Origin of the sequence: Aeribacillus sp. FSL K6-1121 (assembly GCF_038003725.1) — a bacterium.
GTDB classification, from domain to species: Bacteria; Bacillota; Bacilli; order Bacillales; family Aeribacillaceae; genus Aeribacillus; species Aeribacillus composti.
The window spans coordinates 2,423,513-2,447,949 of sequence record NZ_JBBOPS010000001.1; the positions used below are offsets into that span (position 1 = coordinate 2,423,513).

The following is a 24,437-nucleotide window of genomic DNA, read 5'->3' on the forward strand; positions in this document are numbered from 1 at the left end:
TTTCATCAATTAAAAATCTTCGTGATCTCCATCTTCGATAACATCCGCCAATTTATTTGTAAATTGTTCCGCCGCATTGAATCCCATTCTTTTTAACCGGAAATTCATTGCCGCAACTTCAATAATAACAGCCAAGTTTCTTCCAGGACGTACAGGAATTGTTAATTTTGTCAGTTCTGCATCCAAAATTTTCATTTTCTCTTCATCGAGTCCTAAACGGTCGTATTGTTTGTTCGGATCCCATAATTCCAAATCGATGACAAGAGAAATTCGCTTATGACTGCGGACGGCTCCTGCACCAAACAATGTCATCACATCAATGATTCCAAGACCGCGGATCTCTAAAAGATGGCGGATCAATTCCGGCGCACTGCCGACTAATGTATCCCGATCCTCCTGACGAATTTCAACACAATCATCTGCAATTAAGCGATGCCCTCTTTTCACCAGTTCAAGAGCAGTTTCACTTTTGCCTACCCCGCTTTTTCCTGTAATTAAAACACCCACCCCGTAAATATCAACAAGCACTCCATGTACAGCTGTCGTTGGAGCAAGCTTGCTTTCCAAAAAATTGGTTAAGCGGCTTGACAAGCGGGTCGTTTTCAATGGTGAGCGCAGCACTGGAACATTTGATCTTTCAGATGCCTCAATTAATTCCGGCGGAGCCTCCATCTCTCTTGACACAATGATTGCCGGTGTTACATCTGTACATAGCTGCTCCATCCGGCTTTTCTTTTCTTCAGGCGTCAATTTTGCAAAAAACGTAAGCTCCGTTCTTCCCAGCAGCTGTATACGCTCTTTTGGATAATATGTAAAATAACCAGCCATTTCAAGACCAGGTCTGGAAAGATCACTTGTAATAATGGGCCGGCTGATTCCCTCTTCTCCGCTGATCAATTCAAGTTGGAATTTTTCGATAATATCTTTTGTTCGTACTTTCGACACGAAGTCTTTCCTCCTTAGACTTAAAAAACTTTTTTCATCTTTTTATTGTAGCACTTTTCTTTTTGGCAACAAACATCTTTCATCAAGGACATTCATTGCTTAAAAGCAGAGACAAGGGCATCGGAGCGAAAGATAAAGGCTATTCAATCCAAAACTCTTCTTTTTTAGGAGAGAAAAAAAAATGCTTGTTGGAATAAGGTGAATATGCACGGACATAAAATTTGGAGCGACTCGGAAAATAATGGAGCAAGCGTAAAAAGCCTTCTCCTCCTTCAGGAGCCCCCTGATAATCCGCCAATAATTCATAAACAATCCGATCAGGAGTCCCATCATGATCATCATCAATTTTTGTTTTTAATAACTCACTGTCATCATAATGGCCGCTCAAAACGATTTTTACATTCGGATTCTTTTTGACGATATTGCGAAATATACGATTTCCAACAAGCGTTCGTTTTCCATTTTTATGCAAATATTTATGGACAGCTATGATTGCTGTTCGGTCTGAATGACGTTTTAAGACTTCGTTCATCCAGCTGATGCTGTCTTTGTCAACATGCCAGCCGATATACAAAAAAAGAAAATGTTGATGTCCGAGCGTAATTAAATCGTAATGTCCTCGATTATTCCGATATCCCCCACCATAATAAGGCTTCGTGAAAAAACGATCTTTTCCAAAATATTGATGAAACATTTTATATGATTTTCCGTTTACTAAATCGTGATTGCCCGCAAGCACTCCATAAGGAATAGACACCTGTTCCAGTTTTCGGAACATGCGGTCTGCTTGAACCCACTGCTGTTTCTTTTCCGCACGGTTGACAATATCACCGGTATGAACAACATATTTTATATTCCAATTATCGCGATTTTGCACAATCCAATCCATTTGATTACGAAAAATATGAGGGTATTTTTCCGAATAGTATTGAGTGTCTGAAAGCCATACGATCGTGTAGACGTTTGAATCATTTGGCGAAGCTGCAAGCTCAAAGCTAGGAAATGCGGGAGATAAAATCATGAAAACAAAAATAATAAGAGGAAAGATTTTTTTCATTTATATCACCTATTCGTATCATTCCCGAAACGATAGGAGATATGAATGAAAAAATCTTTTTCATTAGTCTTTAAAACGGTTCATAAACACCAATTGAATGAGCAGATTCAAAAACGAAATGAAGATGGAGGCGAGGAGGGCAGTTCCAAAGCCATCAATATTAAAGGCATCTCCCATTATTGCCTGGGCAATCATCAACGTAACTGCATTGATGACAAATAAAAATGTTCCGAGAGTAAAAACCGTAATCGGCAATGTCAATAATATTAGAAACGGCTTCACAAAAACATTTAACACTGACAAAATCATACTGGCTACAATAGCCGCTCCAACTCCGCTTAAATAAAACGAATCAAAGAACCCAGCTACAACAATCAAAATCAGTGCATTTAATAAAATGCTTGTCAACCATCTAATAAACATCGAAATTCGTCCTTTTCACTTTCTATTTACAAATTATTATAACACTTTCTATGTGAAAGTATGAAACAGATTGACATTTTTTCACTATTTTGGTAACATTCTTTACACAAATGGGAAAGGAGTTGATAGGCTTTATATTTTCTGAATTTTCATATTTCGCTTGCCCTAGACGACTCGTCTTTCTGTCCTGACGTAAACGTTTGTTTATTTTAACAGAAAGGAGGGGCAGCAGTTCAAATGAACTCATTGTATCTTTTATCTGATTACCTGTTAATGAAAGCCTATTATGAAGCCATTCAAATCGAGGCTAGTGAAGAGTTTATCATTTTATTAGAAGAAGAAATTGTTAGAAGAGGAATTGTCCTTTCCTCTCCTAACATAAATGTACAATAAAATTAAACTCACGGAGAAAATTATACCATTTTTTCGTTATTTTGTAAAATGAATTTTTCTTGAATTGGAATGGATGTTTCATGATCGTTTATATAATTTTTTCTGAAAGGGGTTGTTACATAAGCAGAAAACTGACTTATGGACAGCCCTGCATACGTTATGACACAATGTAAGAAAAAGGCCGTTCTCCTTTCTCGAACGATGTCAGGGCATTTTTTCATGCTAAATAAATTTAATTTTTTGCTAGAGAAATATGTTTTCATTTATTTATTAGCACAAATTGTGTGCAATTAGTTGGAAACTGGCATTTGCAATGAACGCAGCTTTTGTACAAAAGCTGCGAATTTTTCATTTGTCCACCAAGCAATTATCACGAAACGCGCACTGCTGTATCATATTAGTCCACACTTTGTTCGCAGCACAATTCATACTTTATATAGGAAAAATTTCACCAAATCGTATCTTCATCTATAAAAGAAACTGAAGGACAACCGAAATTTTAAATAGTGCAGCAACTAGTCCGAAAAGCCATGAAGCGATCAAGGGATAAATTTAAAACAATTAATTATCTCGACCTAATTTTTTTGTAAAAAGACCCCACAACGTGCAATGTTTACACATGTGGGGCTTCTTTTTTTCAATTGGTTCAATGTCATTTGGTGTTTTTTTAATATTTCCGTAAATTAGGAAAATTTCATCCGATTATGCAGTTGTTTTTAGATCCATCCGTTTTTCATAACGGCTCATTTTCTTTTCGAGTTTGGCAAATATGACTTCACATACCCAACAAATAATCCAGTAGATGATCGATGCAACTAAATACATTTCTAAAAATTTATATCCATTATTTGCTATAATTCTTGTAATGGCTAAAATTTCTACGACTTTTACAGCAAAAGCTAAAGATGTTGCTTTGATCAGTCCAATAAACGTATTGCCTAAATTCGGAAAAGCCACAACGAATGCTTGAGGCAGGACGATTCGATATAATCCTTGTGCAGTTGTCATGCCGACTGAGTACGCAGCTTCCATTTGTCCAGCGTTTACTGCATTGATCGATGCGCGGAATATTTCTGCCTCATAAGCAGCTGTATTGATTGTATAAGCAATTAATGCATAAATCATCGTCGGAACTTCATCCGCATTTAAATTCAATCCGAAATGATGATTAAGAAAATCAAACAATACCGGAACACCGTAGAAAAAGACGTACAATTGGACAACTAACGGTGTTCCCCGAATAAAAGAAATATAAACGATGGACAATTGATTTAGTACAGGAACTTTATATATTCTGCAAAGAGCAATAAGCAGCCCGAATACAAGTCCAAGCACCATCGCAACAATGGCAATCGTCAATGTCACTGGCACACCTTTTAACACTTCAGGCACTTGCTCTAAAGCAAATTTAAAATCAATAGTTGTTGCCACGAGTTATCACGATCCTTAGCAAAAAATTACTTAGATAAACTAACTCGACCTTTTTTAAACACTTTTTCGGCATAGCCGATAATACCTTCAATGAGGATACAAGTACCCCAATATACAAGAGAGATCACGACATAAATCTCAAACATTCCCATACCATGATTATTCCCTAAAATAATTCGAACTTGCCCCATAATATCAATAATACCGATCGAAAAGGCAAGTGATGTATCTTTTAACAATTCAATAATATTATTGCCTAAATTAGGCAATGAAATGACAAAAGCTTGAGGCAAAATAATTCTCCTTAGAGCTTGTGTATACGTCATGCCAACGCTGTATGCTGCTTCTAATTGCTCCGTGCCGACAGCTAAGTAAGCTGAACGGATAACTTCTGATAAATAAGCTGCTGTATGAAATGAGAATGTAATAATAACAAAAACAAGTCTGTTCCAACTATTAATATCAATATTAAAAACTAGCAATAATTGAGGCAGTCCGAAATAGACAAGAAACAGCTGAACTAATAACGGAGTACAACGTGTGAATGACAAGTAAAATGTTGCAATTCCATAAAGGATAGGCGGTTTTTGGATTCGAATAATCGCGATAATAACACCTAAAATTAAAGCGAAAAATAAAGATGTGACCAGCATGAACAATGTTAGAGGGAGCTTATCTAACACTTTCAAAAATAAATCTGCCCAATCTTGTAAACTCGTGTTAATTTTGCTCACCACCTTCATTAAGAAATATATACGAATTTAAATATACCGTATTGAATGATTAAATAATCATTCAATACGGTTTTTGATTATTTCTCGTATTGGAATCCTTCTTTTTTAATATAGTCAAGGTCTTTGAAAAAGTCTACACCAAACCATTTCTCAGCAAGTTTCGGAAGCGTACCGTCTTCAATTAATTCAGCAGTTGCTTTGTCAATTTTCTCAGCTAGTTCTTTATGTTTTTTGTTATAAACAATATAAACCGGCTCTTTCGAAACGATACCACCTATTTTCAAATCCAATTTCAGCTCTTTTTGAAGAGCATCAAATGTAGTTTTGTTCAAAAAAACAGCATCTGCTTTTCCTTCAGCAACACGTTTTAAGTTATCTGCTGCTGACGGATTTTCCATACTTTCAATCTCGATCGGATTATCTGGATTCTTTTCGTTGTACCCGTTTAAAATAGCACGAAGTCCACCGCTTGGCGCCATTGGAGCGAGTTTTTTATCCACCATATCATCTAACGATTTAATATCATTTCGATCTGATTTCGTCACTAATACAGTTAAAGAGTATCCATACTCATGTTCTGGATAAAGGAATTTCTGTTCTCTTTCCGGATTTTTGAAAAACCAGTTAATCGCAAAATCGAATTTTCCTGTGTCAACCCCGATTAAATTCGATTCTTCTTCTCCAAACGTATACTCAAACTTGTATTCTGGCAATTTCTTTTCAATTTCCGCTAAATAATCCATATCATAACCGATAGGTTTATTTTGATCATCCGTATATAAAAATGGTGGATTTACTTCATCACTTAATGCCACTTTAATCACTTTTTTGCCGTCATCAGTTTCTTTACTTTCACTGTTCGAACAACCAGCGATGACGAAAATAGATAAAATGAATAAAAAGAATTTTGTCCAAATACGTTTACGATTCATGCAGTAATTTTCCCCCCATGTAAATTTTAAAATAGTATATTCAGGCTCTATTAGAAGCCTTTTTTAAAATTGTTTTGTTCGCTCATGCTTTGGATGAACTAATATTTCTTCAGGCGGTCCCTGTTCAATAATGGCGCCGTCTGCCATGAACACAGCACGATTCGCTACTTCTCTTGCAAAGTGAATGTCATGAGTTACAATCACCATTGTTTTGCCTTCATCAGCAATTTTTTTAATAATCGACAAAACCTCTCCAACCATCTCAGGATCGAGCGCGGAAGTAGGTTCATCAAATAAAATGACGGAAGGGTTTAAAGGGAAGTGCTCGCGCTATACCAACACGCTGCTGTTGACCGCCGGACAGCTGGCCAAGATAGTCATTCATTTTCTCTTCCAGGCCAACTTTTTTAAGTAAATCAATGCCAATTTTACGCGCTTTGGCAGCTTTCATTTTCTTTGCAACGATAAGACTTTCCATTACGTTTTCCAGCACCGTCTTATTTTTTAAATAAATTATTATGCTGAAAAACCATTGCGGTCTTTCGTCTTAGCGTTAAAATGACTTTTTTTGACGCATGTTTTCCTTCCACGGAAAACACATCAATAGTAATAGTACCTCCGTCAGGTCTTTCTAAATCATTCATACATCGAAGAAGGGTGATTCTCCCAGATCCGCTTGAATCGATAATAACTAGGACATCCCCTTTGGTTACTTTTACATCAATTCCTTTAAGAATTGAATTTTTTTAAAGCTTTTTTGAATGTCCTTTAATTCGATTATACGAATCACCTCTCTTTATTATCAAAAATATCAAAACATTGGGTTAATTGAATAATCTAAACTATAACACAACTATTCCTAGTTGTAAAGTATGAATTAAATTGTTATAATGGAAAATGTTCGTAAATTTAATAGTTCATTGAACCTATTAAAATATTAATCTGAACAGAGTTTGCTTAAGGAAGTGTAGAACATGTCAAAAAAATTATTTGTGAAAACGGATGCGCAAAGATTGTGGATCGAAAAGCTGTTAAAGCATGAAGAGTCGTTTAAAAGTCATTCTAGGGAAAGCGATGAAAAGACAAAGTTTCCAAAAGAAAATATCCAAGCGCTTGTCAATATGGGGTATACGAAGCTCTCGCTGCCAAAAGAATATGGAGGCGGCGGCATTGGTGTTACAGATCTAGTTCTATTCCAAGAAACCATTGCTAGCTTTGATGGTGCTACAGGCCTAGCCATCGGTTGGCATCTGGGCGTCGTTGGGGAGTTGTATGAGAAAAAACTTTGGAGGGAAGAAAAGCTTGTCTCTTTTGCAAAAGAAATTTTAAACGGCGCTTTGGTGAACAGAGCAGTTAGTGAAGCAAAAACAGGCAGTCCAACCCGCGGCGGGCGCCCTGAAACGGAAGCAGTGAAAAGAGATGGCAAGTGGATTATTTCGGGCAGAAAGACATATACTACTATGTCACCTGTGCTGACACATTTTCTTGTATCTGCATGGGTTGAAGAAAAGGAAGGAATTGGATTTTTCTTAATTGAACGAGAAGCAAAGGGATTATCAATTGAAAAAAATTGGGACGTTATCGCCATGAGAGGAACAGAAAGTCACGATCTTGTGTTAGATAACGTTGAAGTAGCAGAAGAAAATTTTGTAGAGCTAAACCATGGACCGAGAGGAAATACAATAAATGGTTGGATTCTGCATATTCCCGCTTGTTATTTAGGTATTGCACAGGCGGCGCGTGATTATGCAGTGAAATTTGCGACAGAATATTCTCCAAATAGTATAAATGGAACCATTAGCCAATTGCCAAATGTACAAAATTTAATCGGTCAGATTGACTTAGAATTAATGAAAGCTAGACATTTCTTGTATAGCGTAGCGGAAATTTATGATGATGAAGCACGCCGTCCATACATTACAAACGAGCTTAGTGTTGCGAAGCATATTGTGACGAACTCAGCCATCAACATTGTCGATAAGGCGATGAGACTAGTTGGAGCAAAAAGCCTTCAACTGTCAAATCCGCTGCAGCGGTATTATCGTGATGTGAGAGCAGGGCTTCACAATCCGCCAATGGATGATATGACGATTTCTAAATTGGCTCAAACAGCCATTCAAGAAATGGAAAATAAATAATTTATATAATGCCTTCTTTTCACAGGGACTGATTTTAAAAAAGCTGATCCAAGGCCGTCAAATATTTTTTTGGGTCAGCTTTTTTATGAATTAGCAATGCATCAAAGATATTCAATACATTCGGTAATTGTAGACATCGTGAGCACAATAACTAAGACGCCGGAGAATCCGATTCATCGAGTCTTCAAAATTATGAATTTGAATGAATGATAGGAGAAACATCAGTTTATAAAAAAAGAGCCCTTTGTCACACAAAGGGCTCAAGCTCTGTTTTATGCGAAATGTTCATATATCAAAGAAAATCAGTATTTCCTCGATTTTTCGCTGAAAGGGCTAGTAAAAATCTACAACTCATCTCCTGAAAACCGATGGAATAAAACCATCCGTTTCAGGAATTTCAGGAACATTCTTCGTCATTTAAAAGAGACTGGCAACAGCCTATTTAACTGTTTGCCGCTGCCTCTTTTTTCAAAATGAAATTTTTCATTCTCTCCCGATCCCGATCCAAAATCGGTTTTAAATATTTTCCTGTATAAGACTGTTTCGCTTCTGCCACTTCTTCAGGGGTACCCGTTGCAATGATTGTTCCTCCGCCGTCCCCGCCTTCTGGTCCAAGGTCGATGATATAGTCAGCTGATTTAATCACATCTAAGTTATGCTCAATTACAAGAACTGTATCTCCGTTTTCAACAAGCCGATGCAAAACCTTCAAGAGTCTAGCAATATCGTCAACATGCAGCCCTGTTGTCGGTTCATCTAAAATATACAGCGATCTTCCAGTAGATCTGCGATGCAGCTCTGAAGCAAGCTTTATCCGTTGTGCTTCCCCACCGGACATTGTCGTAGCCGGCTGACCAAGTTTCATATAACCAAGTCCTACATCGTAAATGGTTTGCAGCTTCCGTTTGATTTTTGGAATATTTTCAAAGAACTGAAGTGCGTCTTCCACAGTCATTTCTAAAATATCCGCAATATTTTTTCCTTTATATGTGACTTCAAGAGTTTCCCGGTTATATCTTTTTCCGTGGCATACTTCACACGGAACATATACATCTGGAAGAAAATGCATTTCAATTTTAATGATTCCATCGCCTCGGCATGCTTCACAGCGGCCGCCCTTCACATTAAAACTGAAGCGTCCTTTTTTATAGCCTCTTACTTTCGCTTCATTCGTTGCTGCAAACACATCACGAATATCGTCAAATACGCCGGTATACGTAGCTGGATTTGAACGCGGCGTTCTTCCAATCGGAGATTGGTCAATGCTGATGACCTTATCGAGATGTTCAATCCCTTTCATTTCTTTATAGGCACCAGGTTTTGTTTTACTGTTATTCAGCTTTTGCGCCAAGCCTTTTTGCAATATTTCATTGACTAACGTACTTTTCCCCGAACCAGATACACCTGTTACTGCCAAAAATACACCTAAAGGAAATTTGACATTTACATTTTTTAAATTGTTCTCGCTTGCTCCTTTTATTTCAATATACCGACCATCCGGTTTTCTTCTTTCGACCGGCAATGGAATGAACTTTTTCCCTGACAAATATTGTCCTGTAAGCGAACGGTCATCATTCATCACTTCTTTTGGTGTACCCGCAGCTACAACTTGACCGCCGTGCACGCCAGCTCCCGGCCCAATATCGATCAAATAATCAGCTGCAAGCATCGTATCTTCATCATGTTCAACTACAATCAACGTATTGCCGATATCCCGCATATTTTGAAGAGCACGGATCAGCCTGTCATTGTCCCGTTGATGCAAACCGATAGACGGCTCGTCCAATATATAAAGTACTCCTGTCAGTCTTGATCCGATTTGCGTGGCAAGACGGATTCTTTGCGCTTCTCCACCAGAGAGCGTACCAGCTGATCTGCTTAATGTTAAATAATCAAGACCTACCTCAATTAAAAAATTCAGCCGTTCTTTTATTTCTCTTAAAATCAAATTGGCAATTTTCATTTCTTTTTCTGTCAATGCCAATTGGTCAAAAAACTGATAGGCTTCACGAATAGATAATTGAGCGACTTGTCCGATATGGCGTCCGTTAATAAGAACAGCCAGACTTTCCTTTTTCAGTCGATGCCCTTTGCATGTCGGACACGGCTGATTCGTCATATATTTTTCCATTTGTTCGCGTATGAAATCAGATGTCGTTTCTTTATAGCGCCGTTCTATATTGCGGACCACACCTTCAAATTCTACATAGCCTTCCCGGATTTGCCCGAAATCGTTCTCATAGCGAAAATAAATTTTTTCCCCGCCGCTTCCAAATAAAATTTTATCGAGCAGATGTTTCGGTATATCTTTAACTGGAATGTCCATATCAATACCGTAATGGTTGCAAACCGCTTGAAGAAGCTGCGGATAATATTGAGAGCTTGTCGGCTCCCACGGTGCAATTGCGTGTTCCTTTAATGTCAAGTTTTTATTTGGAATAACGAGATCCAAATCCACCTCTAGTTTTGAACCTAAGCCGTCACAAGCATGACAAGCTCCGTACGGGCTGTTAAAGGAAAACATCCGCGGTTCAAGCTCTCCAATCGAAAAACCGCAAATCGGGCAGGCATGATGTTCACTGAAAAGCAGCTCTTCGCCATCGATGATGTCAATTATGACTTTTCCATCACCTAATTTTAAAGCTGTTTCAATCGAATCGGTCAACCGGCTTATAATCCCCTCTTTCACGATCAGCCGATCCACAACGACATCGATGGAATGTTTTTTATTTTTTTCAAGAGAAATATCATCGGTAAGCTCCATCATTTCTCCGTCAATCCGCACGCGGACAAACCCTTGCTTTTTTATTTCCTCCAATGTTTTCACATGCATTCCTTTTTTTCCAGCCACAACAGGCGCAAGAACCTGCAGTCTTGTCCGTTCTGGATATTCCATAATCCGGTCAACCATCTGTTCGATTGTTTGCGAAGAAATTTCTATCCCATGCACCGGACATGTCGGCCGCCCGACACGGGCAAAAAGAAGCCGTAGGTAGTCATAAATTTCTGTCACCGTTCCGACCGTTGAACGCGGATTTCTGCTTGTCGTTTTTTGATCAATCGAAATGGCCGGCGATAAGCCTTCGATCGCATCGACATCAGGTTTATCCATTTGTCCTAAAAATTGGCGGGCATAGGCAGATAAAGACTCCACATATCGCCGCTGTCCCTCTGCATAAATTGTATCAAATGCTAAAGAAGATTTGCCCGATCCCGATAAACCTGTTACAACGACAAGCTTGTCTCTTGGAATCGTGACATCAATGTTTTTTAAATTATGAGCGCGTGCACCTTTTACAACAATTTTATCCATTGCCATATCCAATCATCCTTCCGCTTTCAGCTCCAAAATTAGATCGCGCAATTCAGCAGCTCTTTCGAAATCTAATGCTTTTGCAGCTTCTTTCATTTCTTTTTCCATACGGGCTATCAGTTGTTCTCGATCTTTTTTCGACATTTTGTTCAGCTTCACAGCCTTTTCCGTTTTATATTCTGCTTCATCTTCCGCTGCATATGTCGCCCTAATTACATCGCGAATATCTTTTTGAATCGTTTTTGGCGTAATGCCATGTTGACGGTTATATTCCTCTTGAATCGCACGACGCCGTTTTGTTTCGTTTATGGCGATTTCCATCGATTTTGTGATTGTATCAGCATACATAATGACATGCCCGTTTGCGTTCCGAGCCGCCCGTCCGATTGTTTGAATAAGAGAACGTTCCGAACGGAGAAATCCTTCTTTATCTGCATCCAAAATTGCAACGAGAGAGACCTCCGGAATATCAAGCCCTTCCCTGAGCAAATTGATCCCGACCAACACTTCATGTTTGCCAAGCCGCAGGTCGCGGATAATTTCAATGCGCTCGAGCGTTTTAATTTCGGAATGGAGATATGTCACCTTAATCCCGATTTCCCGCAAATAATCCGTTAAATCTTCCGCCATTTTTTTCGTTAATGTGGTCACAAGCACCCGCTCATTCCGTTTAACCCGCTTTTGAATTTCGCCGATTAAATCGTCTATTTGCCCTTCAACAGGTCGGACGTCAATGGTTGGATCTAAAAGTCCAGTCGGGCGGATAATCTGTTCGACAACAACCGGCGTATGCTCCAGCTCATACGGCCCAGGGGTGGCAGAAACATAAATGACATGTTTCATATGCTTTTCAAATTCCTCAAATTTTAACGGACGGTTGTCAAGTGCTGAAGGCAAACGGAATCCATGATCGACAAGCACTTGTTTTCTCGCCTGGTCGCCATTGTACATCCCGCGGATTTGCGGAATCGTCACATGCGACTCGTCAATGACGATCAAAAAATCATCTCCAAAATAATCTAAAAGCGTATAAGGAGTCGAACCGGGCGGTCTTAATGTAAGGTGACGGGAGTAGTTTTCAATCCCGGAGCAAAAGCCCATCTCCCGCATCATTTCTAAATCATATCTTGTCCGTTGCTCGAGGCGTTGCGCTTCCAAAAGCTTTCCATTCTCCCGCAGTTCATGCAGCCGTTCCTCAAGCTCCTTTTCAATATTAGCAATGGCGATTTTCATTTTTTCTTCTCTTGTCACAAAGTGTGATGCCGGGAAAATCGCTACATGCTCCCGCTCTCCAATAATTTCGCCTGTCAGCGCATCAACTTCACGGATACGGTCGATTTCATCTCCGAAAAATTCCACGCGGATACAATGTTCATCGCGCGAAGCAGGGAAAATTTCCACTACATCCCCGCGCACGCGAAAAGTTCCCCTGCGAAAATCTACATCATTTCTTTCATACTGCACATCCACTAAACGGCGCAGCAAGTCATTGCGCTCGATTTCCATTCCTGTGCGAAGACTAACGACCAGCTCACGATATTCTTCTGGCGAACCTAAACCATATATGCAAGAAACGCTTGCGATAATAATAACATCTTTCCGTTCAAACAATGCAGAGGTGGCCGAATGTCTTAATTTATCAATTTCATCATTAATGCTCGCATCTTTTTCAATATACGTATCTGTTTGCGGAACATACGCTTCCGGCTGATAATAGTCATAATAGCTGACAAAATATTCAACTGCATTGTTCGGGAAAAATTCTTTAAACTCGCTATACAGCTGTCCGGCAAGCGTTTTATTATGGGCAATGACCAGCGTCGGTTTGTTCACTTCTTTAATCACATTGGATATCGTAAACGTTTTGCCAGTTCCAGTTGCACCTAACAATGTCTGATGTTTTTTTCCTTGCCTGATTCCCTCCACCAGCTCTTTGATAGCTTTCGGCTGATCTCCTTGAGGCTGGTAATTTGAAACTAATTCAAACCGATCCATGGAACATCCTCCAATTCAGAAACTTATATTTTATTTTAACATATAATCAGGCTGAATCACCAAAAATACGAACTGACGTTTGATTTTCATAGACAATAAAAACCTGTCAATCGTGTTGAACAGGTTTAAGTAGATGTTTTCTTATCCTTTTTCATGCTTCTGGCAGCGATAAAACCAGCTGCTAAGCTGGCTACATCCAAAATGGCGATATAAATAGTATCCATATGACCTGCAAAATAAGAGGCAATTAATAAACCAGCCGTCAACAATGTCCCAACGACATGACTATATGTAACTCTTGTGAAAAATAAGACAAGCAAAAAAGGGGCGAATGCGGCAAACACAAGCTTGATCATAAAAAAACCTCTTTTCGTCAACGGTTATACATTTATTATATTGAAGCCCTCAAAAAGCTTTCAAGCAAAACCACAAAAGAGAAGGGAAAAATAAGCCAATGCAAAGAATAAAAAATGATGCGATGTATAGCGGTCAGAAAACCTAGGATACAGGGGAAATAGTTGAAATCGATGAAGTCAAAATAAACGAATAGAAATAGCTTTATGATTATATTTAAATGCAATAATGAAGCTCATAGGCTAAAAAATTCGCCTTTATGAAAGCAACTTTTATACTATATTTACTTTTTTCTTACGGTCACCCCCTAAGACTACCCTAAGCATATAAAAAAGCATCCAATAGCCGCCTTTTTTCACTATTGGATACTCTTTCTTAATCTTGAGATAGATAAAACAAATGATCTAAATTTACATATGAAATATCGTATTCAGAATTTACTGCATGTAATATTTTTTGATAATCTTCCACCTTAAGATCTAGTGGTAGATTTTCAAACAATTCTCCATTTACATGAAAATCCAGTATTAATGCACAAAAATCTTTACCATCAACTAAATCCATTGCAAACTCTCTAAAAATATCTGCATCTTCTTCATTTAACTGTTCATCTGACAATACATAGATTTTTATTACATTTTGAAATTGTTGAATATCCTCTTCATTCATGTATTTATAAAGGTCTTCTTAATCCCCGATAATAAGATATCCCATAGACATACTGTTTTTAAATAATAAATAAATTTCTAAATCCCTAAGTCTAATTTGTCTTTTTTAAGATATATAATTTAATTGATTCTCCCTCTAAATGTAGAGATGTTTAATAATTATTTAAAGATTAAAAAATATTTTTCAATATTCGTTTTGTTTCAGCATATACATTGCAATACTCCTGAACTCCACTTATCAAAAAATGAATGCTTCCAGCCACCTAAACTTAATCATCTCAGCTGTAACATAAAGAGCTGTTAGGTCACCGAGCAATATCTTGGATCAATTCTCTTTAGCATTAGTTTTAGCTTTATCTAATTCTTTTTGGTTCTTAACTGCATTCTTGAAAGTTTCCTTTTCTTGTACACATTTTTTGTATGCCTGATTTTATTTTATGGCTTGGGTTATCTGTAACGATTATTTGCCGATAAATGTTCTTGAGCTTTATTTTTGATTATTCTCCAAAAACGCCTCATATGCTAAACCGATTGCTCCGCAAAGTCCCGCATTATCCCCTAATCCGGGCGGAACAATATAATCTGCAATGTTTTCTAGCACCACTTCATGGCGAACATAACCGTTTAATAAAGCTTGAACATTTTGATGTATAAGGGGGAACAATTGCTTTTGTTTGGCGACTCCGCCGCCAATTATTATTTTTTTAGGCGATAAAACGAGTATAAGGTTGGCAATTCCTTGTGCAATATAGTACGCTTCCAAATCCCATACTTTCTCATTTTTTTCTAATTCTTGCCCCTTTTTTCCCCAGCGTTTTTCTATAGCAGGACCGGATGCCATTCCTTCCAAACAATCTTTGTGATACGGACAATTGCCGGCAAACGAATCTTCAGGATGGCGCCGAACAAGCATATGCCCCATTTCCGGATGGATTAGCCCGTGTACTAGATGTCCTTCAGAGATGGCACCGACTCCGATCCCGGTACCGATCGTCATATAAATGCAGCTATTCAGACCTTTCGCAGCCCCCCATTTCATTTCCCCGAGCGCTGCTGCATTGACGTCTGTATCAAAGCCAATTGGAATAGGGAATTCTTTTTTTATCGCTCCGACAAGATTTGTATTCGCCCACTGTAGCTTCGGAGTAGATGTTATGTATCCGAATGTTTCGCTTGTGCGATCTAAATCAATCGGACCGAATGAACCAATTCCAAGTGCTTTAATATCTTTATCCCGAAAAAATTTGACCACTTGTTCAAGCACTTCATCAGGCGTTGTCGTCGGAAAAGAAGTCCGCTCGATAATATTTCCGTTTTCATCTCCAATTCCGCAGACAAATTTTGTTCCGCCCGCTTCAATTGCACCTAAAAGCATTTCACAATTCCTCCCATGATTTTGTCCATAATGTTATGTCCAATTTTTCATTAGCGGCAGGTTGTCAAATTAATAAGATTATAATAAATGTCATTATGTTTATGGAAGAGAAATATTAAAAAATGCAAGAAAAAAGGCGATCAGCCATTAGCTGAAAGCCTCATTTAGAAGTTTTTTATTTCGTTCCCATAAAATCGTTAAACTAATGAGGGTCACTAAAACAGTCGCCCCCATATCCGACAGAATGGCTATCCAAAGCGTAAGCCAGCCTGGAATCGTCAGCAGCAGTGCAGCGGCTTTTAAACCTAGAGCAATCCCGATGTTTAACTTGATGATTCTGTTCACTTTTTTGGCAGTTGAAATAGCATCAGGTAGCTTTCCTAAATGATCTTGCATTAAAACGATATCAGCCGTTTCAATTGCGCTGTCTGTTCCTTTTCCCATTGCAATGCCTAAATCAGCAGCTGCGAGCGCAGGCGCATCATTAATACCATCTCCGATCATTGCCGTTTTTCCTGAGAGAGACAGCTCTTTTACCTTTTCCACCTTTTCTTCCGGCAGAAGGTTTGCAAAATATTCACTTAAACCAACCTTTTTCGCCACTTTTTCAGCAGTTTTTTCGTGGTCTCCTGTCAACATGACAGTTCTCTTCACACCTGTTCGGTGAAGCATGCGGATCACCTGGCTGCTTTCCTGTCGAATTTCATCCGCTATACCGACCATACCGAGAACGTTTTTGTCATCTGAAACCAAAACGATTGTTAGTCCTTCCTGTTTAAAGGCCTTTATGTCTTCCTTTACATTTTCGCTGAGCGAAAGATGTTGAATCGTTTTTTCATTGCCGACACGGTATTCCTTCCCGTCTATCTCCGCTTTTATTCCCTCACCTGATGTTGCAACAACGGAGTGAGCCTCCAAAAGGGAAACGTTTAACTCATCTATTTTTTTCATAATGGCTTTAGCGATCGGATGAGTAGAGGATTTTTCAATTGATCCGATGATGCTCCAAAAAGAAGGATCATATTCTACAAACTTCTCTACATAGGGCTCCCCTTTTGTCAGTGTTCCTGTTTTATCAAAAGCTATTATTCCAATTTTCCCTAATTGCTCTAAATAAACCCCGCCTTTTACAAGAATGCCTTTGCGTGCATTTCTCGTGATTCCTGAAACGATAGCAATGGGAGAGGATAAAACTAATGCACATGGACAGCCGACAATTAACACTGCCAATCCTTGATATAAAGATGTTCTCCAATCAACTCCTAAGAAAAGCGGCGGAATAAAAATAACGACAAGAGAGATAAGCATGATCAAAGGAGTATAATATTTCGCAAACTTATTAATGAATTGCTCAGTCGGCGTTTTTGTTTCCTGCGCTTCTTCAACTAAATGCAAAATTTTCGCTAGAGACGATTCTTCGTAAGGCTTTGTTATCCGAACTTTCAAAATTCCTTCATTATTAATGCTTCCGCCAAACACTTCATCTTTTGCTTCCTTTTCAACAGGGAGAGATTCTCCAGTAATGGCCGCTTCATTAACTGAGCTTTTCCCTTCCACCACTATCCCATCCGATGGAATTTTTTCACCGGCTTTGACAAGAACAATATCCCCTGCCTTGATGTCATGAATGGAAACTTTCTTTTCCTGGCCATCTATAACAATCGTAGCTTCATTCGGCGCAACTTCTAAAAGCGATTCGATAGAACGACGGGCCTTTTCCATTCCCAAGCCCTCTAAATATTCGTTCACTCCAAATAAAATGGCAACAACAGCACCTTCCTTCCACTCTCCAATGCCAAAAGCTCCAATCAAAGCAATTGTCATAAGGGTGTCAATATTAAATTTCAATCGAACGAGGTTTTTGGCCCCTTTCAAAAATGTTTTATATCCGCTGATCACCGTAGCAATTATATACATTGTAACAGCGGCGGATGGTGATAATGTTTTTTCGAACACAACAGCAGCTATAAAAGCTAAAACCGAGAGCAAAACGAGCCACAATAAATAAGAATGTGTATCTTCATGTTTATTTTCTTCCTCAATATAGGCCCCATCCGATGCTAAAATTTTTTTGACTTTAGCAATATTAATTTCTTCATTGACATACAGTTTGCTAGATTGAAAATTTAATTTTGCATTTTCTCCATATTCAAGCTTTTGGATTTCCTCTTCCAGATTCTTTGCGCAATTTGCACAAGACAATCCCTTTACCCGATACTGAATCATTCTCTAATCCTCCAATGAAATAGAGTACACATTGCAGTATACAGTATATGTGTTTATATGAATAAGTGTTCATATTTTATATGTCCATTTTATGAAAAGACAATTCAATTGTCAAATATTTTCGTAAATATAATTTTGACATGTACATATGAATAACCTTACAATATTAATGTTATCGAAATTCGATATCGATTCTCAAAATGGGGGGGTAAAAATGGAAGATAAAGTGTTGCGCAAGCTTTTTCTCGGTTTTATACATATTCATATTTTACATCATGCAAGCGAACATCCTATATTCGGCTTGTGGATGCTTGAGGAACTGAAAAGTCATGGCTACAACATAAGTGCAGGGACTCTTTATCCGATTCTCCACGCAATGGAAAAGGACGGACTGTTGGAAAAAACAGAACAAAATGTAGAAGGAAAAATACGAAAATATTATACAACTACACAGAAAGGGAAAGCCGTTCTGAAAGAAGCCCGGACGAAAGCGTACGAGCTTTTTAAAGAAATACATAATGAAGGTGGGGGATAACATGAAGGAATCAAAATGGAAAACGCTGTTCGAGATATTTGCCATTTCCACAAAGCTTGGATTGACCTCATTTGGGGGGCCAATCGCCCATTTAGGATATTTTCATGAAGAATATATTCGGAGAAGAAAATGGTTGGATGAAAAGAGCTATGCAGATTTGGTTGCTTTATGCCATTTTTTACCCGGACCTGCCAGCAGCCAAGCCGGGATCGGCATCGGTCTCATGCGGGGAGGAATATTAGGCGGACTTTGCGCCTTTATCGGCTTTACGTTTCCGTCTGCAATCGCACTGATGATCTTTGCTCTTATTCTTAAAGAGTTACATATTGTTGATGCCGGCTGGATTCATGGCTTAAAGATTGTTGCTGCTGTTGTAGTCGCCCATGCTGTTATTGGAATGGCACAAAAACTTGCCCCTGACCTAGGGAGAAAAGCCATCGCATTAGGCGCGCTAGTCGTTACTTTATTATGGCAACATGCTTTTTCCCAAGTTGTCGTCATGTTGCTAGCGGCTTTTATTGGATTTTTATTATATAAAAAAGTAGAAGAAGATACCCAGACTTCGTTGCAGGTGCCGATTTCAACACGATTTGCCGCAAGCTGTTTATTGTTATTTTTCGGGCTTCTCCTTTTCCTTCCTTTATTAAAAGTGTGGACTTCTTCTTACTGGATCGGCTTGTTCGACAGCTTTTACCGCTCTGGATCTCTCGTATTTGGGGGAGGACATGTGGTGCTCCCGCTGCTTGAACAGGAATTTGTTCCAACAGGAATGTTAACAGAAAAAGAATTTTTGGCTGGTTACGGAGCAGCACAGGCAGTTCCTGGTCCTTTGTTTACATTTGCTTCTTATATTGGAGCGGTCATGAATGGATGGGCTGGGGGATTCGTTGCAACTTGCGCCATCTTTCTTCCGGCAATTCTGCTCATTTTTGGTACATTACCGTTTTGGGGAAAGCTTCAAAGCAATTCAAAGATTAATGGTGCGTTAATGGGCATACAAGCTGCTGTCGTCGGAATTTTAATTGCCGCTTTTTATGATCCGATCTGGATAAGCTCCATTAATCGTCCGATTGATTTTGCTTTTGCTGCAATTTTATTCAGTATGCTCGCTTATTGGAAGATAGCTCCATGGATCATCGTCTTAACGGGCGCCATTGGCGGCTTGTTCTTGTAAAATTAGATCTGCTGACACAAAGATCCTTCAGGTTTCATTTGATATGATCCCTCTTATGTAGACCTGTCTACCATAAGAGGGATTCCTTTACGGCTAAACCGGACAAAGTATGCCCTTTTCCGACATTGTCTGATCTGGCAGAAGCTGCTATTCATGCCCGGCTTCACCCGTTCCTGTATGAAGGCTAGCCGACAGCGTGAATTAACCAAGTTAACGTTTAGGCAAGGCTGTTCAAGAACGAGAGGTTATCTTTGCTAGTCAATGATTAAAATAAACATATTGAGATGCTCAATTTCCATGCTTGGCAGCTTCTCAAAAAGATAAATGAATCGACTTCTCAATGATTGCTCGCAAGTACCCTGAAATGTCTTTATACGATCAATTTAGAACATTCTCTCCAGCTGCAATCTACTTTGAAGCAATCATCTTTTAAAAACTGCTTCATTTATCTCATTGCTAATGTCACTTTTAAAGAGCTCTTAGATTTCTTAAGCCCACTGAAAATGCCTCAGAACTAGTTGACCGTATTTCCAATCTGAAAGGTTCCCTCCTCATTATGTACTGTTAAACAGATTTCCTAAACTTGACAAAAAACAGAATGCAAAATACAATAAAATATGAACATATGCTCATATATAATAAAGAACGAGGGAATTATGAATGAAGACGGAAGATCATTCTTTCTTAAAACCTGAAACAATTGAACATATATCGCAAATATTTAAGGTGTTAGCCGATCCTACTCGAATTAAAATTCTTTATTTGTTATCACAAGAAGAGTGCAGCGTAAATCATATTGCCGAAGTGTTGGAAATGTCTCAATCAACAGTTTCCCATCAGCTTAGTATATTGCGAAATCTTAGACTTATTAAGTATCGCCGTGAAGGAAAAACACTGATTTACTCCTGTAATGACGAACACGTTTTTTCATTATTAAAACAAGCCATTGATCATTCTGAACATCAGTAAGGAGGCATTTGGCCATGAACAGCCATCACCACTCTCACGACCATCACGACTTTAACAGGGAAAACAATAAAAAAGGACTTATAATTGCACTGCTCATTACTGTTGGAATTTTGCTGTTAGAGTTTTTCGGGGGGTTAATGACAAACAGTCTGGCCCTTCTTTCTGACTCTGGACATATGCTTAGTGACGCCAGTTCGCTTGCTCTTAGCCTAATTGCTATATGGTTTGCGGCCAAACCAGCCTCCCCAAATAAAACGTATGGCTTTTATCGTTTTGAAATTTTAGCCGCTTTGTTTAATGGAGTTACCTTGTTTGTTATCGCTGGATTTATCATTTGGGAAGCTGTTCAGCGTTTTTTCAATCCGCCGACTGTAGCAAGTGGCTCGATGATGTTGATTGCGTCTATTGGTCTTTTTGCTAATCTTTTAAGTGCCTGGGTGTTAATGAGAAAAGGTGATGTGAAACATAATGTCAATGTTCGCAGCGCTTATCTACACGTTATCGGCGATGCTTTAGGCTCTGTCGGAGCCATTGCTGCAGGATTCATCATGTGGCTCTTTGGCTGGTATATAGCAGACCCTATTATTTCCATTTTAGTTGCTTTATTAATATTAAAAGGCGCTTGGGGAGTTTTGAAGCATAGCATACACATTTTGATGGAAGGAACGCCCGTTACCATTGATCAAAATGAAGTGAAGAAAGCCTTAAAAAGTATTGAAGGTGTGAAGGATGTTCACGACCTGCATATTTGGACGATTACATCAGGTTTAGATTCACTAAGCTGCCATATTTTAATTGAAGATCATCAAGACAGTCAAAAGGTGTTACAAGCTGCCATTCACATGATTGAAGAAAAATTTAAGATTTTGCATACAACCATTCAAATTGAAACCTCTCAAATCCATCATGGAAAAATGAAAGTCTAGCTTTTTTCGGAGTTGATTGAAATGGGACAAAATGTTGATGTTCTTGTAATCGGTGCTGGCCAAGCAGGATTAGCGATGGGGTATTATCTAAAGCAACACGATATATTATTTGCCATTGTCGGCAAGGAAAATCGAATCGGAGATGTTTGGAGAAATCGTTACGATTCTTTAGTGCTTTTTACCCCTCGATCGTTTAGCTCCTTGCCAGGAATGGTCTTAAAGGGTGACCCGGACGGATATCCAACTAAGGATGAAATAGCCGATTATTTAGAGGATTATGCTCAAAAATTCGAATTACCTATTCATCTGAATACAGAAGTCATTTCTCTTCAAAAAGAAAATGAGATTTTTAAAGTGACAACCAACCATAGGAGATATATGGCAAATAAAGTGGTTATAGCAACAGGGCCTTTTCAAAAGCCTTATCTTCCACCATTTGCCGAAAGCTTATACGATCAAGTGTATCAAGTGCATACATCCGGCTATTTGAATCCATCTCAATTGCAAGATGGCTCTGTTTTAGTAGTCGGTGCAGGAAATTCTGGAGCGCAAATTGCAGTTGAATTGTCCGAAGACAGAGAAGTTTATTTATCAGTAGGTCATAAAATGAGATTTCTTCCACTTGAAATTATGGGGAAAAGTATTTTCTGGTGGTTTCAAAAAATAGGTTTATTAGACGTCCATATCAATAGCCCGTTAGGCAGGTTGATCAGTAAACAAAAAGATCCTATTTTCGGTAAAGAGCTGAAACATTTACTACAAGAAGGCAAAATAAAAATGAAGCCTAAAACAGAGGGTGTTTCAGGAGATGTTATCTCTTTTGCAGATAACAGTCAAATTCAAGTTCAAAATGTCATTTGGGCAACCGGATTTTATTTTGATTACAGCTGGATACAAATTCCTAATGTTTTAGACCATAGAGGAAAGCCCGTTCACCAAAGAGGGGTTACTCCTGTGAAAGGATTGTACTTCTTAGGATTGCCTTGGCAATATCGGAGAGGCTCCGCTCTTATCGGAGGGGTGGGCGCCGATGCAGAGTACTTGATAAATGATATTTTAAACCATTGAAGGTGCTTGCAATGTTTAGCTAGAGCTTTTCTTGCCGCGGCTATTTTCATGATTAGACATATTTACTGAAAGGCTTCAAATATCATTGAACAATGTCAGTTACTTTGTACAATAATTCTCGAGCCTAATTCTGCTAGCTATAACATTTTTTGACGTAAAAAACCACTTAGCCAATCATTGACTAAGTGGTTTGATGTGATAGAGAAAATATACCTTTATCGTTCCGGAAAAAAAATGAAACTCATTCCGAAGAATTATGGCCTATTCCTAAAAATTATGTCGCTATTCCGGTTGATTATGAACCATTCATACCGGTTAAGAGGCTTCTGACTTCCACTTCTCATCTTGCACAAAGAGCAAGCCGAGTTCATGATGCTCCCCTTCGTATAAGGCGCGTTGGACAAAACGGATTTCTTTGTTATGTCCTAGTACCTCCAACTTACAATGCGTCCTGCTTATCTGCAGCGCTTCGTAAAATTCGTACGTTGTTTTTACATTTTTTCCATTCACCTTTGTTATAACTTCTCCCGCTTTTATTCCCATTTTCTCTCCCGGGGATTGAGGAAGCGTGCCTAATACGACCAGTCCATAATCTTGTTTCGAGAAATAAAAAGCGGCCGAATTATCATTCATCCTTTGTTTTACAGTTATTAATCCCTTTCCTATCAATGCTAGAGCCGCGGCAACAAACGACAGAAATGGAGCCCACAACGAAGCAGCAGCAACAACAAGAGAAATAATTCCAAGAATCGAGATGCGCCGGCCTGTTACTTGAATGCTTTCCTTTGGCAAAGACCCTTGAATTCTTTGATAAAAACCGACAAAATACGGAATCATCACGAGCATAAATGGTTCACCATTTAAAGAAATAATTGGCCACCAAGAAAAAGGAGATTCCAATGAACCGCCTGGAACTAAAAGCATTAACGGAATCATCCATGTTCTGTTCGCTACATGATTCCCAATCGGCATTCCTCTCTTGCTTTTTATGATAAATGGGGATGTATGGTAATGTGCTGTTCGATAGATGAGAATCCCTTCACAAATAAGCAAAAAGCTCAAAAATAGCGACAAGACGCTGTAGTTTGTTTTATCAAGGCTCACAAAAAATTCATCGATCCAAGGAGATTGATCTGCCACTCCATTTAATAAAGCTGTTAAAAAAATCGTTCCGCCCAATGAGATACTTGATGACAAAAAACGCGGCTGAAAAGTTAAACTAACAGCCAGCAGCCAAATAGTCAATAAAACGAGTGTTCCGAATGGAATCCACAGTCCTAGAAGCATGAAAAGAACAGAAAGGATAAGGCCAGCGATAATTCCCTTCGTATAAGTAAAACGAATATCGTCAAACACATCATATACGCGCACATGAAAAGATTTTCGTTCTCTTCTAACCCGCCAATATCCATTTAAAAAGGAAAAAATAAGAAAGAAATACAAAAGCGGATGCAAGAAAAAACGGCCTATGCTGAAAAGCAATTCTAAAAGCCATTGTCCAACCAAACGGCCCACCCCTTTTACGAATCATATGAGACTTTCCTCTATTTTATCAAATCTTTTAAAAAAGAAGCTAGAACGTCATATAAAAAACTGGAAATAGGTAAAAAGGCCGATTGACCAAATTCATGGAGCAGCGGCTTTTTTGGCTTCATACCGCTTTTTTCTAAAAAGCTGAATGAATCAGACTTGCAGCAAATCGATCAAAAAATTGAGCAAAGAAACAGCCACTTAACAATGCCGCTCTGTCACTTCCCGATGATTTAAAAGAAAACGCAGCC

20 protein-coding genes and 1 pseudogene are annotated in these 24,437 nt (G+C 38.7%); 7 read left to right on the forward strand and 14 right to left on the reverse strand.

The features are described from left to right. Positions 1–9: 9 nt before the first annotated feature. The 3 genes from hprK to NSQ61_RS11900 all read right to left on the reverse strand — a co-directional run bounded on the left by hprK (position 10) and on the right by NSQ61_RS11900 (position 2,425). Positions 10–945 carry an HPr(Ser) kinase/phosphatase gene (gene hprK, locus NSQ61_RS11890; RefSeq protein ID WP_327847912.1) on the reverse strand — a complete coding sequence of 312 codons (936 nt, stop codon included), beginning with the start codon at positions 943–945 and terminating at the stop codon, positions 10–12. A gap of 139 nt (positions 946–1,084) precedes the next feature. Then, a complete protein-coding gene (locus NSQ61_RS11895) occupies positions 1,085–2,002 on the reverse strand; it encodes a metallophosphoesterase (protein ID WP_063389177.1) in 918 nt (305 codons plus the stop codon). Between the two features lie 63 nt (positions 2,003–2,065). Further along, a complete protein-coding gene (locus NSQ61_RS11900) occupies positions 2,066–2,425 on the reverse strand; it encodes a phage holin family protein (RefSeq protein WP_063389178.1) in 360 nt (119 codons plus the stop codon). A 237-nt stretch (positions 2,426–2,662) separates the two neighbouring features. On the opposite strand from NSQ61_RS11900, the gene sda reads away from it, so the two are divergent. After that, positions 2,663–2,818: a sporulation histidine kinase inhibitor Sda gene (gene sda, locus NSQ61_RS11905; protein WP_082830388.1), complete on the forward strand. Its 156-nt coding sequence runs from the start codon at positions 2,663–2,665 to the stop codon at positions 2,816–2,818. A gap of 702 nt (positions 2,819–3,520) precedes the next feature. On the opposite strand, the gene NSQ61_RS11910 is transcribed toward sda, so the two are convergent. The 4 genes and pseudogenes from NSQ61_RS11910 to NSQ61_RS11925 form a co-directional block, all read right to left on the reverse strand. After that, positions 3,521–4,249 carry an amino acid ABC transporter permease gene (locus NSQ61_RS11910; RefSeq protein ID WP_063389179.1) on the reverse strand — a complete coding sequence of 243 codons (729 nt, stop codon included), beginning with the start codon at positions 4,247–4,249 and terminating at the stop codon, positions 3,521–3,523. Positions 4,250–4,275: 26 nt separating this feature from the next. Beyond that, entirely contained in the window at positions 4,276–4,974 is a 699-nt protein-coding gene (locus tag NSQ61_RS11915) for an amino acid ABC transporter permease (protein WP_235600504.1), read from the reverse strand. An 86-nt stretch (positions 4,975–5,060) separates the two neighbouring features. Continuing rightward, entirely contained in the window at positions 5,061–5,915 is an 855-nt protein-coding gene (locus NSQ61_RS11920) for an amino acid ABC transporter substrate-binding protein (RefSeq protein WP_063389181.1), read from the reverse strand. A 63-nt stretch (positions 5,916–5,978) separates the two neighbouring features. Next, positions 5,979–6,696: pseudogene (locus tag NSQ61_RS11925) on the reverse strand (amino acid ABC transporter ATP-binding protein). A gap of 193 nt (positions 6,697–6,889) precedes the next feature. On the opposite strand from NSQ61_RS11925, the gene NSQ61_RS11930 reads away from it, so the two are divergent. Further along, the gene (locus NSQ61_RS11930; RefSeq protein ID WP_327873123.1) at positions 6,890–8,053 is read left to right on the forward strand and encodes an acyl-CoA dehydrogenase family protein; all 1,164 of its coding nucleotides are present in this window, start codon (positions 6,890–6,892) and stop codon (positions 8,051–8,053) included. A gap of 442 nt (positions 8,054–8,495) precedes the next feature. Here NSQ61_RS11930 and uvrA read toward each other — a convergent pair whose 3' ends face one another. The 6 genes from uvrA to NSQ61_RS11960 form a co-directional block, all read right to left on the reverse strand. Further along, positions 8,496–11,372 (reverse strand): excinuclease ABC subunit UvrA, encoded by a 2,877-nt coding sequence (gene uvrA / locus NSQ61_RS11935; protein ID WP_340807114.1) that lies wholly within the window; start codon positions 11,370–11,372, stop codon positions 8,496–8,498. Between the two features lie 6 nt (positions 11,373–11,378). After that, positions 11,379–13,361 carry an excinuclease ABC subunit UvrB gene (uvrB, locus tag NSQ61_RS11940; protein WP_063389184.1) on the reverse strand — a complete coding sequence of 661 codons (1,983 nt, stop codon included), beginning with the start codon at positions 13,359–13,361 and terminating at the stop codon, positions 11,379–11,381. 125 nt (positions 13,362–13,486) lie between these two features. After that, positions 13,487–13,717 carry a CsbA family protein gene (locus tag NSQ61_RS11945; RefSeq protein ID WP_063389185.1) on the reverse strand — a complete coding sequence of 77 codons (231 nt, stop codon included), beginning with the start codon at positions 13,715–13,717 and terminating at the stop codon, positions 13,487–13,489. A 373-nt stretch (positions 13,718–14,090) separates the two neighbouring features. Beyond that, the gene (locus tag NSQ61_RS11950; RefSeq protein WP_144597336.1) at positions 14,091–14,384 is read right to left on the reverse strand and encodes a hypothetical protein; all 294 of its coding nucleotides are present in this window, start codon (positions 14,382–14,384) and stop codon (positions 14,091–14,093) included. A 486-nt stretch (positions 14,385–14,870) separates the two neighbouring features. Beyond that, entirely contained in the window at positions 14,871–15,758 is an 888-nt protein-coding gene (locus tag NSQ61_RS11955) for an ROK family protein (RefSeq protein ID WP_340807118.1), read from the reverse strand. Positions 15,759–15,905: 147 nt separating this feature from the next. Next, the gene (locus NSQ61_RS11960; protein ID WP_340807120.1) at positions 15,906–17,984 is read right to left on the reverse strand and encodes a heavy metal translocating P-type ATPase; all 2,079 of its coding nucleotides are present in this window, start codon (positions 17,982–17,984) and stop codon (positions 15,906–15,908) included. A 214-nt stretch (positions 17,985–18,198) separates the two neighbouring features. On the opposite strand from NSQ61_RS11960, the gene NSQ61_RS11965 reads away from it, so the two are divergent. The 5 genes from NSQ61_RS11965 to NSQ61_RS11985 all read left to right on the forward strand — a co-directional run bounded on the left by NSQ61_RS11965 (position 18,199) and on the right by NSQ61_RS11985 (position 22,656). Further along, on the forward strand, positions 18,199–18,519 hold the full coding sequence (locus NSQ61_RS11965) for a PadR family transcriptional regulator (protein ID WP_063389188.1): 321 nt from the start codon (positions 18,199–18,201) through the stop codon (positions 18,517–18,519). 1 nt (position 18,520) lies between these two features. Beyond that, on the forward strand, positions 18,521–19,693 hold the full coding sequence (gene chrA / locus NSQ61_RS11970; RefSeq protein WP_340807122.1) for a chromate efflux transporter: 1,173 nt from the start codon (positions 18,521–18,523) through the stop codon (positions 19,691–19,693). A gap of 660 nt (positions 19,694–20,353) precedes the next feature. After that, positions 20,354–20,662, forward strand: coding sequence for an ArsR/SmtB family transcription factor (locus NSQ61_RS11975; RefSeq protein ID WP_340807124.1), 309 nt, complete (start codon positions 20,354–20,356; stop codon positions 20,660–20,662). 14 nt (positions 20,663–20,676) lie between these two features. Continuing rightward, complete coding sequence (locus NSQ61_RS11980; RefSeq protein WP_340807126.1) at positions 20,677–21,588, forward strand: cation diffusion facilitator family transporter; 912 nt, start codon at positions 20,677–20,679, stop codon at positions 21,586–21,588. Positions 21,589–21,609: 21 nt separating this feature from the next. Further along, positions 21,610–22,656: a flavin-containing monooxygenase gene (locus NSQ61_RS11985; protein WP_327847709.1), complete on the forward strand. Its 1,047-nt coding sequence runs from the start codon at positions 21,610–21,612 to the stop codon at positions 22,654–22,656. A gap of 315 nt (positions 22,657–22,971) precedes the next feature. On the opposite strand, the gene NSQ61_RS11990 is transcribed toward NSQ61_RS11985, so the two are convergent. Further along, a complete protein-coding gene (locus tag NSQ61_RS11990; protein ID WP_066249828.1) occupies positions 22,972–24,162 on the reverse strand; it encodes a PDZ domain-containing protein in 1,191 nt (396 codons plus the stop codon). Positions 24,163–24,437: the final 275 nt, after the last annotated feature.